Origin of the sequence: Flavobacterium hibisci (assembly GCF_020026925.1) — a bacterium.
Lineage (GTDB): Bacteria > Bacteroidota > Bacteroidia > Flavobacteriales > Flavobacteriaceae > Flavobacterium > Flavobacterium hibisci.
In genome coordinates, this window is record NZ_JAIQDW010000021.1 from 24,164 (window position 1) to 42,435 (window position 18,272).

Here is an 18,272-nt window from a genome sequence, read left to right on the forward strand (position 1 = left end):
CATGCCCTGCAAAAAAATTATAAAACACTCTCAATCTCTCTTTTGATCCTTTCCTTTTCCTTGTGAGGAAATTTATAGCCCGGACTAATTGCGATATGAAGTTCTTTGTTTTCTAAAATTGTAAAATCCGCTTCAGCTATGGAAATTTTGATCTTTTCTATATTTTCTGCTACCGCTTTTTTTCCTAATTCGTCATCAGTCAGCGATTCAAAAATTGATGGAAGGAATTTAATAGTATCTAAAACCAGTTTTCTGTTATCTTCAGGATAACTATCAGCATCTAAAATCAGATTGATTTTTGACGCAATGCCTTTTTCTAAATCTTCTTCGACTTTCTTTATAGTACGCTTTAATTCTAAAATACTAACTGTAGCGTTAGGTTCAAGCATCCTTAAGGTTTCATTGGCGTCTATAAAGCTTATCGCTGCCACCTGAGATCCGGAAACAAGTGTGATTTCGGATTTTGGACCCGAATCTGGAATTCCCATCACCATTAATAGTTTTTCTGGTCTGGTCCTGTCATAACCTATGATACATCCCCTAATGATGTTTCCAGTATGTAATAGCAGTTCAAGCTTCGGCAAACTGTAAACATCATCTGCTTTATCGGCAAAATCAGCAAGTTTTATAAACCAGCCTGAAAATTCTATAAAAAGATTCTTTTTATACGACTCAATCATTTACAGCATCTTTTCTACGTAATCAGCAATCTGCGAGTCTGTTTGTGCACTAAAAGAAGCCTGAACCAGCTGAAGTGTCAAATACAAAGTATTGTCTTTTAATTCCATTTTCACTTCATCATTATTTTCTGTGTTCGTCAAATGGATTGTTGTCATTTTTTCTTTTAGAGCTTCTTTTCCCATATCATCAGCACATATTTTTTTAACGAATGATTCCAAATCATCAAAAATAATATCCAATCTTTCAAGCGGATATTGATTAAAAGCTGTAAAAGTATTCCAGTCTATATCTACTTTGATATCGTAACCTGACTTCTCTTTAAGTTTTGCTTCAAATTCAGGTAATTTTTCAACTTTAATTGATTCTGCTAAACGTTTTTCTGCTAATCCCATGAGTTATTTTTTAGTTGATTATAATTTTATAATGCAAATCTAATTCTGAGTTTTTTAGTAACACTCACTAGAAATAATGATTTTAATTTTAACCAACAGTAAAATTTATTAAAGAATACTTTTAGAATATTAATAACGAAAGGATTAATCTGAAACCATTTTCAATTATAATGAAAGACAGCACCGAAATGGGGAATTACATATGAAACTGATGCACAACTACTCAATAGCTGCATCCTAAAAAATATGTTGAATATTGGGTAAAATAGCGTAAAATTTTTATTTTTTGGTTTTGTAATGTAGCATACTTTGATAAAAATCAACCTCATTACATTTTTCAAAATCACGCGCCATTACCAAAAAATTTTCTGTTTTTGTAAAAGATTTTGAAAAATCGAAATGCATTAATCGTTTGCAAACCCTTAAATAAGTATCAAATACTTGTTTTTCCCACAAGGCATAGGCTTCTTTATCCTGCCAGGGAATATTTTCACCATAGGAAGTCGTAATCAAATAATTTGGCTGAATAGCAACTGGGTAAAAATCAATATTAATTGGATTTGGTTGTTCATTCTCAGAAAAATATTTCATATCAGGCGAATTGTACAGTTCATATAATTCCTTATCCTGAAAATCCCCTTCTATTTCTGAAGTTATTCCGAAAGCAATTGTGGGCGGAAAAGGTGCCTGCATGGAGTATTCAAACAATATGCAATAAACAGGTTCTTCTATTTTGACATTTTCAATAATCTGATCTGCAATATTCTCTACCAGAAATGTTTCTAGTTGTGCTAAAGTTTCCTCAATATCTTCATTCGAAACCGTGGCATCAAATACAACACGGATTCTTCCATCTAAAGCTGTTTCCGTAATCATTTTTAAATTTTCGTGATTGTCAAAAGTCAATTCACCAATGCAATAATGATCGTATTCAGTCCATTCCAGTTTATAACTTTTAATGATTCCGTTTTCGCAAGTATATGTTTTTAGCGAAATACCATATTCTGTACATTCTATAAACTGATCCGGTATTCCGTTTTTTAAATAGAGATAACTAAGGTTGGTTGCTTTTATATTCTCTTTATTTTGGTATACCGAAAAACTCTTGTGATACTCATCTGTATATTCATAAAGGGTACTGTAAAAAACACCTCCGCCATAATGTTCCCTTTTGAGATAAGCTTTCCTGTTTTCAAAATTGATTTTATACTCGTATAAATCATCTGTTTCCGGATCAAAATCCTCTTCAGATTCAATTATCAGTTTTGCATCCTTTGCTAATACATTATTAGTCAATTCTGCAAAATAAGGCTGGATATCGTAAAGATTATATTTTGACTGAATCGTAATTAGATTTTCATCTGCTAATACATCAATCTCTTTTTCTATAAACGTATCAGAAATATGATTAAATTCTTCCTGTATTTTGGCGTATAATTTATTGTACATCTTTATGTGATCTTAAAGGTGTTCTGTTTTCCAAATCTCTTCCTTGACTCTTTCTTAATAAATAGTTAACGCTTCATTTGATATTTTATTTAGTTTTGCCTGGATTAATTCAGATTATAGTACTGATTTTCTTTTTTATTGATATCAATTGGCAACTCTTTCTTTATTTTCAGGACAATCTACTAGTATCACATCATTATAAAAAAATTTGACACCTCCATTTAAATAAAGATGCAAATACAAAGGTTTTGTCTCACTGCCTCTGAATATTTTAAATTTATCTGTCAAACATTTTTGCTGTTCTTCTATAAATTTCTCAAAAGGAAAAGCAATTTCTGCTTCATAACACTTATTCCCTCTATAACAAAACCATGATAATAAAACCGTATTTCCATTAACAGGAATCTGGATCAGTTCCCTAAATCCTTCTTTACTTAGATAATAATGCCTGGATTTTGTTCTTCTTGCTATAAATTCTTTTTGGGAATACAACCCTATGTTGTTTGTAATTTTTATATCAGAAGACTTTCTGGTTACAGAATTTATAAACTGGATATTATTTATCGCTAAAAAATGATCCGCATCATGATTAACTGCTAGTACAATGTTTAAAAATTCAAGATCCTGATGCTTTTTTATGAAAAAATATTGCCCAAATTTTAAGATGTAATAAAGCAACGGGATACCAAACAAAATAATCAGCCAGGAATAAAAATGAAAGCGATTGAATTCATTATTTTTTTGGTACAAAACCAATAAATAAAATCCAAAATCAGTAATTGCTAAAACAATGAATATGATTAAGAAACCACAAAACCAGATAAGGACAGGTCTAAAAACGGATTTATTATCCTTAAAATACGGGAAATATTTTTTTAAATTTTTATGAAAATAATTGGCGCTTACGGCAAGAAATACATTAAATAAAATCGTGCTTTTCGTACCCAGGAAATATAATATTGGATAAGAAATATAAGATGCTATTACTAATGGTAAAATAATATTTGCCAGTAATTCCTCAAAATTGCAATAGACCGGGTTTACTTTTTTATATAATTTGTATCCTTTCATAGCAGCTATTTATAGTCAGTCAAATGTATTATTACTGACTTTTTTAAACATCACTATTTGTAATGATTTTCTATAAATAACGTAATCCTTTACTTTCTAAAATTGCATATAAAGTTGGTGATTCGTGCCCTAACTTTTTGGATTTTTCAGCAGCTTCAAGTGCTTTTTTAGGCCGATTTAATTTACAGTATATTTCGGCAAGATTACAGACATACATACCATCTTTTGGATTGGCAAGAATCGCTTTTTCAAAATATGATAATGATTCGTCATATTTTAATTCCTGATCATACAAACATCCGTAATTGTTGTACATGTGTGCCAATGCAGCAGGTTCATGTTGTGTTTTAGCAATAAAATAATCCTGTTTGGCGTAACAGGCTTCAAATCCTTCTTTGTACCATAATAATCTTACTTCCAAAAAATAAGCAAAACCATATCCCGGGTCGATTGCTTTAATTGTATCGCATTTTTCCTGCGCCTGATCGTATTGTTTGCTGGCAACCAAATCCCATGCTTCCTTATATAAAGCACGTTTTTGCTGATCTTCATCGATATGCAGAAGATGGTCTGTCATGTCTTGCTTACGATCGTTTCTGATACTAATTTTCCAATTATTAAAAATCACAAATTTGTCGCCTGCCCTGATTGTGAATTTTAAACCTGTTTCTGTCAAATCTTCAAAAACAAGTTCAAAAGAAACAGGATTGCATTCATTTCCGCTCTCGATTTCTTGTAGATAGTGATAAATTTCCTGTGTATCAATGTATAGATTAAGCCAGTCATACAAATAATTTCCTCTGTAAACAATTCCGATTTCTTTTGGCAAAAATCGAAATTCAGGCATATCCAATTCGGCAATTTCAGTTTTGTATTTACTGAAAGAAACATCACAAACATCTAAATAATTATTGCCTTTCAGACCTGAAATATGCATACTCCAGTTAAACTTTTTGTTTTGTATTAGAAAACGTTCTTCTATTCCGTTAGATGATTTAATTTTTTCTATCAATTCTTCAAAAGCTTTTGGTGCATGGTAATAATCTTGTACCCCCCTACAGATTTCTATTTTTTTATTTCGCTCTTCGTCTGAAATAACTGTCGGAATACTTTCCGGAAGATCGATTAAAACCTCATCAACATTAAAAAGCCGAATTCCGCCATTGGCATGAATGTGCAGATTTAACGGTTTTGATTTTTTGCCTCTCAACACTTCCGAAACATTTGTTGGATATTTTTCCTGTTCGATAACCAGTTTTTCAAAAGGAAAAGGTACTTCAATATCATAATATTTATCTTCAATAATAGAATACCAGGAGATAAAAAGTACATCTGCATCAAAAGGTAAATGTATTAAACCTCTAAAAGCATCTTTTCCCAGATAATTCCGAACGCTATTATCATCCATATTTTTTAATTCCGCATCCGAATAGAAACAATCAGGCTTTTCTAATTTGATATCTGACATAGTACGTTTTACAGTATTGACAAACTGTATCGTGTCAACAACAGTAAGCAATTCCCTGTCATGATGCACTTTAAGATAAACTTTTATATATGTTCCTGCATTTGTTGTTTCTTTATAATAGTATCGGCTGTATTGAAAAACATAATATAAAACAGGAACTCCTAAAATAATCGCTAACCATAAATAAAAATACATTTTATTGAAAACGTCTGTTTTTTGATATTTAACGAGCGCAAAAACTCCGTAATCCATAAATAAAAAGAAACCAGAAACTAATGCAACCCGAATTAAAAAATCTAAAGTTATAGCTGTGGATGATTTACCAAAATAATAGAAATAGAAACTTCCGATAAAAGAAATAATTACATTAAAAATCACAGCCAAAGCTATACCAAAAAAGTAAAGCAATCCATAGGTAATAATAGAAGCCATGATGATCACCGCTATCGGAAAAGCGAATTCTGTACTAAAATAAACTTCTTCTGTTTTTTGATAAAAACTGTAGTTTTTTTTCATTTTCAATTATTTGATTTCAATATAATTATCCGGATTTTCAATTACAGGTTTTTGCGCTGGTTCAAAAGAAGCCTGAATTTCAGTCTTTACTATTCCAGTTTTTTTGTTTACTGTGTATTTGCCAAACGAATACTCATTTTTAATATCAATAAAATAATCTTCTTCGCCTTCGTAAATTGTATTTTCAAAATTAGCCGAAAAATCTCCAAAATTTTTCTTTATAAAGGAAATTGCTTTTCTATCATTTTCGGTTTCGATATAAAATTCCGATTTAAAAAAGTCATCAAATGGTAAAATTTCAGCTGTATTTACATTGATTGTCACATCATAAGAAAAACATTTTTCAGGATCGGTACTAAAAGGAATATATCTTATAATTCTTTTAAATTCAACGAATGTGTTTTTACTGTCACCTAAAACCTCAGCTTCATAATCATTAAAATTCCATTTTAATAACAGCTGCCTCTTATTCAATAAAGCAACAGCCATATCAATAATTTCTTTTTTTGAAATTTCATCTCCTCCAGAAAGTTTTACCTTTTCTTCACGGTCATAAGTAGATTCAAAAACAGGTTTTACCTGAGGAACAGAATACGTGCCTTGCAAAAAAACCGATTTGAAACCTGTTTTTTTGTTTATAAAAAACTTAATGAGTGAATTTTTAGTGCTATTGCTTATCCAATAATGGTCTTCATTTTCCGTGATAGTTATGTTTTTTTCTGGCTGTTTTGGCAAATAAGTTTTACTTTTAATAAAATCAAGTTTCTTTTTATCATCTTCAGTTGGAATATAAAAAGTAAAATTAAACATTGAATCAAACGGAAAAACTTGTTTTGTAATTAAGTTAACTGAAATGTCATAATATTGATTTTGCTCTGCATTTAAAGGACTAAAGCGAAAATATCTTCTAAATTTTACTATTGTTTCTTTACTGTTTTGCCATGCAGTACTTTCAAAATCATCAGCATCAATTACCAATGAAGGCTGCTTTTGCTTGAGAATTTCCAGTGCCAATTCAATAATTTCTGTTTTGCTTTTTGCTTTTAATTCCTCCATAGTATATTTCGTTGAAGGTTGAGCCAAACAACTAACCGTGTTAAAAAACAAAACAGCCTTCATTAAAAAAATATTCTTTACTTTCATTCACTGAAGCATTAACACTTAGAATTTCAACATGTTAGATAGCTTTAAAAAATCCTTTTAAATTTATTGACCTGATTGATATGTCCATTTCTTAATAAATTCTAATTAATGATGATTTTTCTCCTGGCTGTTTTATCATCCTTTTCCAAAACAATGAAATATGTACCTTTCAATAGCTGGGAAAGATCAATTAGATGGTCTTCCTTATTGGTTAAAATCACAACTGTTTTTTGTAATTGACCCAACATATCATAAACTGTAATTTTATCGAGAAGAGCATTGCTTATATTCAATAATCGGCAAGAAGGATTTAGATGCACAACCGTTTTCTCAAAAAACAAATCATTTGCTTCAGAAACATAATTTTCAGGCAAATCTTTTTTAGCATATTGCCCATAACTGCAAACACTTAAACAAAGAAAAAAAACGAGTAAAATACTTTTCATTGAATAAAAATTATATTGAGTTTATTATAAAAGAAACTAACCTTAAGATCCTTAGTCATTTTAAGCAAAAATAATTTTTACCCAAACGAAAAGAATCACTATAAATAATGATTTTATGTCTTATAAAACGAGCTACCTAAAATTATAGATAGCCCGTTTTGACATTTTACCGTAAATGTTTTAATCTTTAATCAGTTTCGACACGTAGGTATTTTTATCACTGATCACTTTGACAAAATAAAGTCCCTGCGGTAAACTATATACATTGATTTTTTCAATATTGTTTTGAGATACAAAAGATTGCTTTTTAACTGTTTTTCCTGTTGAATCTGAAATAATAACTTCAGAAATTGTTTCATTCAAAGCAGAAACAGTTAATTCATTTGCTACAGGATTAGGATAAAGCTGAACATTCTCTTTGATTTTTGTGTCCGGCTCATTAGTAGTTGATGAATCATCTGTTTTGCCCGGTTTTAAACCATTTAAAATAGCATCAATAATTTCTGCTTTCTGTTCTTCTGTAATTCCGGCAGCATTGGCAGATTTAGATGTGGTATTAAATGTTAACTGATAGGTAAAACCACTGTCATAACAATCACATTCCGGTGTGTACATTCCAATGATATACAACTTATTGTTTGCAAAAGTATAACCGGAAAAAGTAGTGGTAAGATCCCATGTAGTTGGCGATGAAGTTCCGGCAAAAGGAGGCAGATTACTTCCGGCGTTGTTTCCGTGGGCAAATGTACTCCAGTCAATCACAATAGAAGGATAAGAAGTCACTTCGGCTACATACCAGTGGTATTTTCTACAATCACCTTTAATACTGTCATCTGACGTTGCAATACTATTAACCGATGCAATAATTGCATTATTGGTTCCATTGTGCTGCACTGTGATTGCAAGCCCCGGATCGCCTAAAGCACCTACGTAAATATCATCAATTGCTAAGTCATTTCCATCACCATTACCAGTTTCATCAAGATAAATCCGAACGGTTTCGCTGGTTCCTGTTGCTGTGAAAACTACATCTGCATTTTGCCAGTCACAGGCATTCGCTGTTGCCACATTTACTGAAAATACCGCTGAAGTTGTAGACCCTGCTTCTATTCTGACTTTTGGAAGAATATCAAAAGTACATTGTTTCATATTTTTGAAATTAGCACAAAAACGGTATTTTTCTCCTCTTCTCAATCCGGTTATTGTTTGTTCCCAAATTACAGAAGAACCAGTTTGCTGTGTTTTTCCGTTCACTGTCAGATATTTGCTGTTGGATGCATATACTACAGGATCAGCACAAAACGAGTGATCAGTTACTGTTGCCCCAAAAGCCGCCGCAGTATTGGTTACATTGTATTGTCCCGGATAAGTAGTTGGGTCAAGAGTATATGAACTTGTGAAACCTGAATTTCCAGCTTCAAAGTTACCGTTTACAACCAGATTTTCAGAATCACAGCAATAAGCCCCTAAATTATTGATACAAAAACAAATGTCATTATCAAAACCTGCCGTTTGTCCGTATTGTACACCCAAAACAGGATTTGCAGAGTACTGAACAACCGTTTGTACATTTCCGTTTAAGTCAATTAAATTAAAAGTCAGTTTTGCTACTACATCATAACAAGTTCCTGGGGTCTGGTTTGGAAAATCAGTTGCCGCAACATCAACAGAATAATTTGGACCTGAAACTGTAGTTGCAGAAATACTATTCAGCATTGTTCCGTTTTGATAAATCTCAAAACTAATCTGAACATTGGTTGCTTGTTCAGGAACAGTGAATGTTCCGTTGAAAGTCTGTTTCGGATTTATACAATCATGACCTTTTAAATCTAAATCAATAACCCCTTCAGAAGTATTTTTACATGCTGTACAGGTATCATCAATATAGGTATAGCCGTTATGACCTCCGGCAGAACAATCTGAATTTATAAACATAATTACCACTTCCCTGCCAATATGACTTGACAAATCGAGATAAGCGCAACGCCAGTCTCTGTAATACTTGATTCCTTCACCAGGAGTATTAGTAGCACTGATAAAAGGATTTGAAGGAGCAGCAATATCTACCATTTTATCAACCGTTACTCCGGTCATATCGACCGCTTCAGCGATAAAAAAGACTTCAGAACCATTTACACTTCCATCCGGATTTGAATGGCTTTTATCCATTACCATCGCATATTGAAAATAGTATTTAGCATTTGCTGCTGTTACTACAAAACGCTTGGCAATCCCTTCTGCGCTATAACCCGGCTGGTCATTTCCTAAACGAATTGATTGTGTACCAGTGGAACCCGGTGCTGTTTTAGACATTGAAAATGAAGGAGTCGATCCTAATAAAAGGGCATCTGTTCCTGTTGTCTCGATTGAAGTAAAATTTTGTCCGGATGCTGTACCCGTAAAAGGCAATGCAGAAACGCCCGGATTAAGTGTTAAGCCATTTTCAATAGGAAGTGTTGTAACTCCGTGTTTCAGACTCAATCCGGTCCATCCGCTGTAACCGCTTTCAAATCCCGAATTAACGCAAGGCTCTTTAGATAATTTTATCTTCTGCAAAATAGACTGGATTTGTGTAGAAGATTTAATCGAAGGTTCAGATTGGTTTTTAATAAATTCATTAATATTTCTGGCTTTAACTTCTTTTGTCCAGCTTACATCATATTCATAATGCAATCTGACATTTCTGACCGTTATTAAGGTGTCCTGATATTTCTGTGCAAAAACAGATCCTGACATTAAAACGAGTACTGCTGTAATAAGACGTACAATTGTTTTCATAGTAAAATATTTTGAGGTTAATAAAGTTGTAAACACAACTCTATATCAAATTAAACTTACAATTGTTACCCCTCTAAAATCAGAAATAAAAAAATGCCCTCCGAAAACCGGAAAGGCATTTCAATAATACAATCAATTATTTTTTATTTCGTAAGCAGAAGCTCTCGGTATTTAGTCAGCGTCCAGCTTTCATCATCTACTAGTAATTCCAGCTTATCGCAATGATTACGGATATCTTCAAAATATGGCTTCACTTTATTACAATAAGCCTCAGCCATTTTTTGCGCATCTGTTAAATTATTTGCTGTTTTTCTTTCATTCGTCATCGCTTCTACTTTTGAATTGATTCCTTCTATATGACCTGAAATTTCTTTAATCAGAATAATTTGTTCTTTGGCAATAGTTTCGAATTCTTTTCCAAAAATTTCTTTCAGTCCTTTTACGTTTTCAATTAGAGTATTTTGATAACGAATGGCAGTCGGAATCACATGATTTCTGGCGATATCACCTAAAACCCTGCCTTCAATCTGAATTTTTTTAGTGTATTCCTCTAATTCGATTTCATAGCGTGCTTCAGCTTCAACATGATTTAAAATACCTAATTCAGCAAATAAGTCTAAAGCCTGTTTAGAAACTTTAGCTTTAATAGCTTCAGGAGTTGTTTTAAAATTACTTAAACCTCTTTTTGCAGCTTCTTTTTCCCAGGCATCACTGTAACCGTCTCCTTCAAAAAGGATTTTTTTGGACTCTTTTATATATTCTCTCAAAACATTGAAGATCGCTTCGTCTTTTTTCAAACCTTTCGTATCAATCAAAGTATCTACTTCAATTTTAAAGTCCTTTAATTGTTTTGCTACAATCGCATTCAGAGTAGTCATTGCATTTGAACAGTTTGAATTTGAACCTACTGCCCTGAATTCAAATTTATTCCCTGTAAAGGCAAAAGGAGACGTTCTGTTTCTATCCGTATTATCCAAAAGAACATCCGGAATTTTACCCACAACATTCAGTTTTAAATCGGTTTTTTCTTCAGGAGATAATTTTCCTGTAGTTACACTTTCCAGTTCGGTTAGAACTTTCGTTAACTGCTCCCCAATAAATACTGAAATAATAGCAGGCGGCGCTTCATTTGCCCCTAACCTGTGATCATTACTGGCTGTTGCGATAGAAGCTCTTAATAAAGTCTCATAATCGTTAACTGCTTTTATGGTATTAATAAAAAACGTTAAAAACTGTAAATTGCTCATAGGCGTTTTGCTCGGACTCAATAAATTAACTCCTGTATCAGTCGCCAGTGACCAGTTATTGTGTTTTCCGGAACCGTTGACACCTTTAAAAGGCTTTTCATGAAATAAAACTTTAAAGTCATGACGCTCTGCTACTTTCTGCATCACATCCATCAATAAAGAGTTATGATCCACAGCCAGGTTGGTTTCTTCAAATATTGGAGCCAGCTCAAACTGATTTGGTGCTACTTCGTTATGACGCGTTTTTACCGGAATTCCTAATAACATGCATTCCTGCTCTAAATCTCTCATGTACGTTAAGGCACGCGTTGGGATAGATCCGAAATAGTGATCGTCTAACTGCTGTCCTTTTGCAGAAGTATGCCCTAATAAAGTTCTTCCTGTCATCATTAAATCAGGACGGGAATTGGCCAAAGCTCTGTCAATTAAGAAATATTCCTGCTCCCAGCCTAAAGTAGCCGTTACTTTTTTTACGTTTTTGTCAAAATATTTACAAACCTCTGTCGCCGCTTCATCCATAGCTGATAAAGCTCTTAACAATGGAATTTTATTATCTAAAGCTTCTCCTGTATAAGCTATAAATACAGTAGGAATACATAAAGTTGTTCCATAGATAAATGCCGGAGAAGTCGGGTCCCAGGCCGTGTATCCTCTGGCTTCAAATGTATTTCTGATTCCGCCGTTCGGGAAACTTGACGCATCCGGTTCCTGCTGAACCAATTGTGCTCCGCCAAATTTCTCTACAGGATCACTTCCATCATACGATATATCAAAAAAAGCATCGTGTTTTTCTGCTGTAGTACCGGTAAGCGGCTGAAACCAGTGTGTATAATGGGTAACACCTTTGGCCAAAGCCCACTCTTTCATTCCCATCGCAATATAATCGGCCAGTTTTCGGTCTATTTTGGTTCCGTGCTGAATAGCATCCCTCACTCCTTTAAATGCATCTGAAGTCAAATATTGCTTCATTGCTTTCTCATTAAAAACATTTGCCCCGAAAATAGTTGACTTTCTGTCAATTTCCTCAAAATGTACAGGCTTTCTTGATGAAGCTTCCTGCAAGGCCTGAAAACGTAATGTTGACATGTATATAATTTTAAAAATTCGTAATAATTTGATTAAAAATACAAGGGACAAATATAAAGAATAAAAAAGCCGTTTTTAACTATAACTTTTAGATTTTTGAAAAGCATTTTAGCAATAAAAGGCAGGTTTTGCAAAGAATTTCGAAATGGTTTTAAAAAAATATAACAAAACATACGAATATTACTAAAGAAACAAACAATTTTTCATAATTGTAATGGAAATTAATTCAAAAAACGCACATGTTTATTACGAATTTATTTTTAAAACATTAAAAAATTGCTATTTTTTAAATATACCCCATACAAAATTGCGCTTATGTAAAAAATTATATCCATTGAAACAAAATGCACCCCCTAATTTTTACGGCTTGAAAAATAAATCTATATTTGACCCAGCGAAAAAAACAAAAAAAATTAATTTATATTATTATGGCTAAAATTAAGTTAGAGTACATTTGGTTAGATGGATATGAACCAACTCAAAATCTTAGAAGTAAAACTAAAGTTGAAGAGCACGAAAATTTCAAAGGAACATTAGAAGAACTTGGAAACTGGTCATTTGATGGTTCATCAACAAGACAAGCTGAAGGTGGATCTTCTGACTGTTTATTAGTTCCAGTTGCAATTTATCCTGATCCAACCCGTATCAACGGATGGTTAGTGATGTGTGAAGTAATGTACGCTGACGGAACACCACACCCTTCTAACGGTAGAGCTACAATTGATGATGATAATGATGATTTTTGGTTTGGTTTCGAACAAGAGTACTTTATCATGGATACAAAAACTCAGCTTCCACTAGGATTCCCTGTTGGAGGATACCCTGCTCCACAAGGTATGTACTACTGTTCTGTTGGTGGAAAAAACACTCACGGAAGAAAATTAGTAGAAGAGCATGCTGATTTATGTATCGCTGCCGGAATCAACTTTGAAGGAATCAACCAGGAGGTTGCTTGCGGACAATGGGAATTCCAATTATTCGCTAAAGGTGCTAAAAAAGCCGGAGATGAAATCTGGGTTGCACGTTACTTATTAGATCGTTTGACTGAAAAATATGGTTACTATATCGAGTACCACCCAAAACCACTAGGAGATACAGACTGGAATGGTTCAGGTATGCACGCTAACTTCTCTAACGAAGTATTAAGAACATGTGGAGACCAGGCTACTTACGAAAGAATCTGTGAAGCTTTCCGTCCTGTAACTGCTGAGCACATCGCTGTTTACGGAGCTTACAACGACCAACGTTTAACTGGTAAGCACGAAACTGCTTCTATCAACGATTTCTCTTACGGAGTTTCAGACAGAGGATGTTCAATCCGTATTCCTTTAATGACAGTTCAAAAAGGATGGAAAGGTTGGTTGGAAGACAGAAGACCAGCTTCAAACGGAGATCCTTACAAAATTGCTGCCAGAATTATCAAAACTGTTAAGTCAGCGCTATAATTCAAAGCTTAATTTATATTCACAAAAGTGCCATCTTAATTGATGGCACTTTTTTTTATTCATATAAATCGAATAAAACATCTAAAAGAACTAAGAAGCAGAAAATCTTTAACAATTTCAATTTGATGAAGGTTTTTAGTTGAAAGTCTTCAGGTTAAGTTTAACCTAATTCCTTTCTCAAGTTAAACTTCAAGGCTTATCTTTGTGTAAACCCTTAAAAAAACAACAAATTATGATAGTCTGGATCATTTTTTTACTGGCCGTAGTTTTTATTCTTGCCTTAGATTTAGGAGTCTTCAATAAAACACCACATATTATCAGTACCAAAGAAGCAAGCAAATGGACGCTGATTTGGGTTACACTATCTTTTGTCTTTTCAGGAGTGATTTATTGGGTTTATACCACAGATTATATTGCAAATCCCGATAAACTTGAACCTGCCATGGCTTCAATGAAGTTTATTACAGGCTACCTGATTGAACTATCTTTGAGTGTTGATAATATTTTTGTAATCGCTATCATTTTCGCTTCTTTCAAAATACCTCAAAAATACCAGCATCGTGTTTTGTTCTGGGGAATTCTGGGCGCAATTATTTTTCGGGGTTTGATGATTTTCTTTGGTGTAATGTTAATTAATAAATTTACCTGGACTACGTATGTATTTGGAATTTTCCTGATTTTCACTGCCATAAAAATGCTGTTTTCAGGTGAAGACGAAGATTTTCAGCCTAAAGATTCATTTATATACAAAGCATTGGGAAAAATAATTCCAATTACTTCAGAAACAGATGGCGAGAAATTTTTCATTACTACTAAAACAGCAAAAAAAGCCGCTACCCCATTATTTGTTGCCTTGATTGTGATTGAAGTTATGGACGTTTTGTTTGCCGTTGACAGCGTTCCGGCAATTCTGGCCATTACCTCTGACCCGTTTTTGGTATTTAGCTCTAATATTTTTGCGATTTTAGGATTGCGTTCTATGTATTTCTTTTTAGCTAATATGCTGGCAAAATTCAGTTATCTGGAATACAGCCTGGTTGCTATTTTAGCTTTCGTAGGATTAAAAATGCTGCTGCACGATTATATTCACGTCCCGGAATGGGCTTCATTAGGATTTATTGCCCTTTCCCTTTTAGTTGGGATTTTGGTTTCTTTGAAATTTGGGGAAGAAAAAGAATTGAGTGATTTAGATCCGGAATAATTTATAAATAAAAACTTAAATTTTACACAAAAAAAGTAGGATTAAACATTATTAATAAACTATTTTTGCCTCATTATAAATTATTAAATTTCATTATGAGAAAAAATTACGTTTTTTTCGTTTTGTTGCTCTTACTAAACATTTCTATGTTTGGGCAAAAAGTTACACTTACACCAACACTTGTAAATGGTGTTGCTTATAGTAGCGGCGCAATTAATTTAGAATCGTTGTCGACCTCTTCCGTTTCATTATCTGTAGAAATTAAAATCCCAACAAACGCCAGTGTTGGAGATCAGGGTACAATAAAAATTTATTTTTCAAAAGATAATGCTTCAGGATCAAATGTTGCAAACGGTGGTGATGGAGGATCAATATATATTGGTGGCGGAAACGTTGCCACCAGAAGCTTCAGTATAAAATTGTATTCTGGCGATTTTAATACTTCGGGAGGATATATTTATGCTGAATATAAAACTTACTCAGGAGCAGCTTATAAAAGCTCTAATATATCAGTCAAGAAAAATGAAACATCAACTACCCCTACAACTCCAACAATTCCAGAATTTTCCGACAGTTATTTCCAATATATACCATATGGAGGTTTCCCAATACTACCTGAGTTTAATAATAATTTTGTTAATGCTGAAAACATAGAGTCACAAGTATGGGTAGATGAAAATGAATTTGAATATAAAAGTCAAACAAGTAATCGAATATATAGATATGGGACTACCCTAAGAGAAAAAACAACTTTTAATGATGGAAGAAGCCCTGTATATAGTAGAGAGATAAAGGTTTCACCTACAAATTTTTACGGAGCTTCAACTATAGTCGACAATGAAATTGAAAGCAATCAATACCTAACAAATGATGAAAACCCTAAAACTATAATTGGTAATCAAGCAACTAAAATAGATGTTATACAAGGAACAGGGGGAAGAAGAAATCAAAGCGTGACCACTAATTTAACAAATTATCAATGGCAATCTAGAATTAAATTTCCCGTTAAATGGTCTTATTTTAAGTATTATTTTGCTGATTCTAAATATAATTGGGTAGATATAACTGGAGCCACAGAAGCTAATTACACTCCACCTAAAACTGCACAAGCAATGGAGTACAGAAGATTAGTTCTTGAAGAAAAATCTGCTCCACAAACAAAATATAGAAAGTCAGCAGCAAGTAATGTTGTTAATATAACACCTCTGAGTAACGACAGTACAAAAGACATAATTTGTTGCGATCAAACTGTAGCTGTAGATAAATTAGCAAATCTAATAGTAGGAGATTATCAAGAATTTATTCAATGGCAAATTTCAAAAGACAATGTAAATTGGGAGGATATCTTTGGAGCTAATGGCAGGAATTATACCCCTGTAAGGATTCAAAGAGGTGATGGCAGGAGAACTTATATAAACGAAACAGATGGGAATCAAGAACTTTTCTATAGAAGAATACTTTTTGATTATGAAGATATAAAATACTATACAAGCAATGTTATTAAAATCATTTTTGAATCACGATCAACCACCACAAATAACTCTATAAAAATATATCCTAATCCCACAACATCAATTTTAAATATTGAAAATACCAGAACAACTGTAACACTATCAAATATAACCATAATGGATCAAACTGGCAATACGTTTGAACCTAGCAGTTATTCAATTATCAATTCAAATTTAACTCAAATAAATGTTTCAAATTTACCATCAGGAATTTATTTTCTTAATATGCGAATAAAAGCCGAAGGATCAACAAGAGGCTATTCACATCAAACTACATTTATAAAAGAGTAAATTTAAAAAAAACATAAAAAAAAGGAAATCGTAAAGATTTCCTTTTTTTATTAGTTTATTTTTTTAACGTTACTATCATCAATATTATATTTATTGATAACTTCATAGTAATCTGAATAATCAGGTTTATTTGATGATTTATTAGTATTAATTCCATCATCACCTGGAACAATTACAATACGAAATATCTGATCAACTACAAAATCTGATGGTATTGGATTAGTACTTAGCCCAAACCCTTGTGTATAGATTCTAACATTATCTTGAGTAAAATCATATTTATAAGCAAAATAAAGAGAACCATTAGAATAATAATGAGATTCTGGAAGCGGAGTCCAAATATCACGTCCAGTATCAGGATCAGGTCCATCATATCTGAAAATTAAAATAACATCACCAGAGTATATCCTAGAATTGAAATTTTCATAGATTTCAGACTCGGCAGTCGAACTAAAATTAACTTTATTAATTTCATAAACATAACTAATAGTATCATTATCATTATCATCATCCGAGCAACCAGAGAATGCAAATAATCCAACAACTGCGAAAAGTGTCAATATCTTTTTCATATTTTTTAAATTTTAAAGTTTATACTTAAAGGTATTCCAAAAATCAAACCAAAAAAAACTTTTAACGCATTCTTTCGGAATATTTTACTTACTTTTTTGTAATCTCCTGATTTTTAAGCAGTATTTTATTAAAAAATAACACATGATAAGGTAGTGCATTTTCCCAATATTCCCAGGTATGTGCACCGGGTCTTTCCGTATAATCGTGTTCTACCTTACTATATACCAGTCTTCGGTGCAATTCTTTATTGGGTTCAATCAAAAAATCATCTATGCCACAGTCAATAATCAGTGGCAGTTTATTGGCTTTTATTTTATCAATCATATTTAAAACTGCATGCTGCTCGTACATTTTTATATCATTACTCTTATCACCAAAAACAGGTTCAATCAATTTAAGAACCTGAGCAGCAGAATCACGATTTAGCATTACACTCATATCAACAGCACCACTCATGCTTCCGGCAGCACAAAATAAATCAGGATTTCTGGCAGAAAGGTACAATGCACCATGACCTCCCATAGAAAGTCCGGTAATGACACGCCCGTTTTTATTCGCAATGGTTCTGTATGTTTTATCTACTTTCTGAATCACTTCTTTAGTTACAAAGGTTTCAAACTGGCTTCCTGTATTCACCGGACTGTCGATATAAAAACTAAACGTTTCGCCTTCGGGCATTACAACTATCAGATTATATTGGTCTGCTAAGTTTTTTACAAGCTCTTTATTTGGCGTATTTTTCAGCCAGTCACCAAAATGCCCGTAAGCACTGTGCAATAAATACATGACAGGAAATGTTGATTTGCTTTTAGCATACGAATTAGGCAGTACAACAGCGGCTTTATAGGTTTTATTCATTGCCATACTGGCAACTTCCAGCGTATCTACTTTCGCAGCATAAGAACTTCCAATACTAATCATACAGGCAAAAAGCAGTATTTTAAAATGTCTCATAGTTTTTTATAGTTTTAAGT

14 protein-coding genes are annotated in these 18,272 nt (G+C 32.9%); 3 read left to right on the forward strand and 11 right to left on the reverse strand.

From position 1 onward, the window contains the following. Positions 1-17 precede the first annotated feature (17 nt). The 9 genes from K8B81_RS17580 to K8B81_RS17620 form a co-directional block, all read right to left on the reverse strand. Positions 18-680 (reverse strand): hypothetical protein, encoded by a 663-nt coding sequence (locus K8B81_RS17580; protein WP_223682859.1) that lies wholly within the window; start codon positions 678-680, stop codon positions 18-20. Next, positions 681-1,073: a hypothetical protein gene (locus K8B81_RS17585; protein WP_223682860.1), complete on the reverse strand. Its 393-nt coding sequence runs from the start codon at positions 1,071-1,073 to the stop codon at positions 681-683. A 279-nt stretch (positions 1,074-1,352) separates the two neighbouring features. Next, positions 1,353-2,522, reverse strand: a complete 1,170-nt coding sequence (locus K8B81_RS17590) for a hypothetical protein (RefSeq protein WP_223682861.1) — start codon at positions 2,520-2,522, stop codon at positions 1,353-1,355. A 144-nt stretch (positions 2,523-2,666) separates the two neighbouring features. After that, on the reverse strand, positions 2,667-3,593 hold the full coding sequence (locus tag K8B81_RS17595; RefSeq protein ID WP_223682862.1) for a hypothetical protein: 927 nt from the start codon (positions 3,591-3,593) through the stop codon (positions 2,667-2,669). Between the two features lie 70 nt (positions 3,594-3,663). Next, complete coding sequence (locus tag K8B81_RS17600) at positions 3,664-5,577, reverse strand: hypothetical protein (protein WP_223682863.1); 1,914 nt, start codon at positions 5,575-5,577, stop codon at positions 3,664-3,666. 6 nt (positions 5,578-5,583) lie between these two features. Further along, the gene (locus K8B81_RS17605; RefSeq protein ID WP_223682864.1) at positions 5,584-6,633 is read right to left on the reverse strand and encodes a hypothetical protein; all 1,050 of its coding nucleotides are present in this window, start codon (positions 6,631-6,633) and stop codon (positions 5,584-5,586) included. A 188-nt stretch (positions 6,634-6,821) separates the two neighbouring features. Next, positions 6,822-7,166 carry a T9SS type A sorting domain-containing protein gene (locus K8B81_RS17610; protein ID WP_223682865.1) on the reverse strand — a complete coding sequence of 115 codons (345 nt, stop codon included), beginning with the start codon at positions 7,164-7,166 and terminating at the stop codon, positions 6,822-6,824. Positions 7,167-7,346: 180 nt separating this feature from the next. Then, positions 7,347-9,944, reverse strand: a complete 2,598-nt coding sequence (locus K8B81_RS17615; RefSeq protein ID WP_223682866.1) for a T9SS type A sorting domain-containing protein — start codon at positions 9,942-9,944, stop codon at positions 7,347-7,349. Between the two features lie 143 nt (positions 9,945-10,087). Continuing rightward, positions 10,088-12,277 (reverse strand): glutamine synthetase III family protein, encoded by a 2,190-nt coding sequence (locus K8B81_RS17620; RefSeq protein WP_223682867.1) that lies wholly within the window; start codon positions 12,275-12,277, stop codon positions 10,088-10,090. A 428-nt stretch (positions 12,278-12,705) separates the two neighbouring features. On the opposite strand from K8B81_RS17620, the gene K8B81_RS17625 reads away from it, so the two are divergent. The 3 genes from K8B81_RS17625 (at position 12,706) to K8B81_RS17635 (ending at position 16,725) form a co-directional block, all read left to right on the forward strand. Further along, entirely contained in the window at positions 12,706-13,722 is a 1,017-nt protein-coding gene (locus K8B81_RS17625; protein ID WP_223682868.1) for a glutamine synthetase beta-grasp domain-containing protein, read from the forward strand. 232 nt (positions 13,723-13,954) lie between these two features. After that, entirely contained in the window at positions 13,955-14,923 is a 969-nt protein-coding gene (locus K8B81_RS17630) for a TerC family protein (protein ID WP_223682869.1), read from the forward strand. A 65-nt stretch (positions 14,924-14,988) separates the two neighbouring features. Next, positions 14,989-16,725: a T9SS type A sorting domain-containing protein gene (locus K8B81_RS17635; RefSeq protein WP_223682870.1), complete on the forward strand. Its 1,737-nt coding sequence runs from the start codon at positions 14,989-14,991 to the stop codon at positions 16,723-16,725. 50 nt (positions 16,726-16,775) lie between these two features. On the opposite strand, the gene K8B81_RS17640 is transcribed toward K8B81_RS17635, so the two are convergent. Further along, a complete protein-coding gene (locus K8B81_RS17640; protein WP_223682871.1) occupies positions 16,776-17,297 on the reverse strand; it encodes a hypothetical protein in 522 nt (173 codons plus the stop codon). A gap of 88 nt (positions 17,298-17,385) precedes the next feature. Next, positions 17,386-18,252 (reverse strand): alpha/beta hydrolase, encoded by an 867-nt coding sequence (locus K8B81_RS17645; protein WP_223682872.1) that lies wholly within the window; start codon positions 18,250-18,252, stop codon positions 17,386-17,388. Positions 18,253-18,272 lie beyond the last annotated feature (20 nt).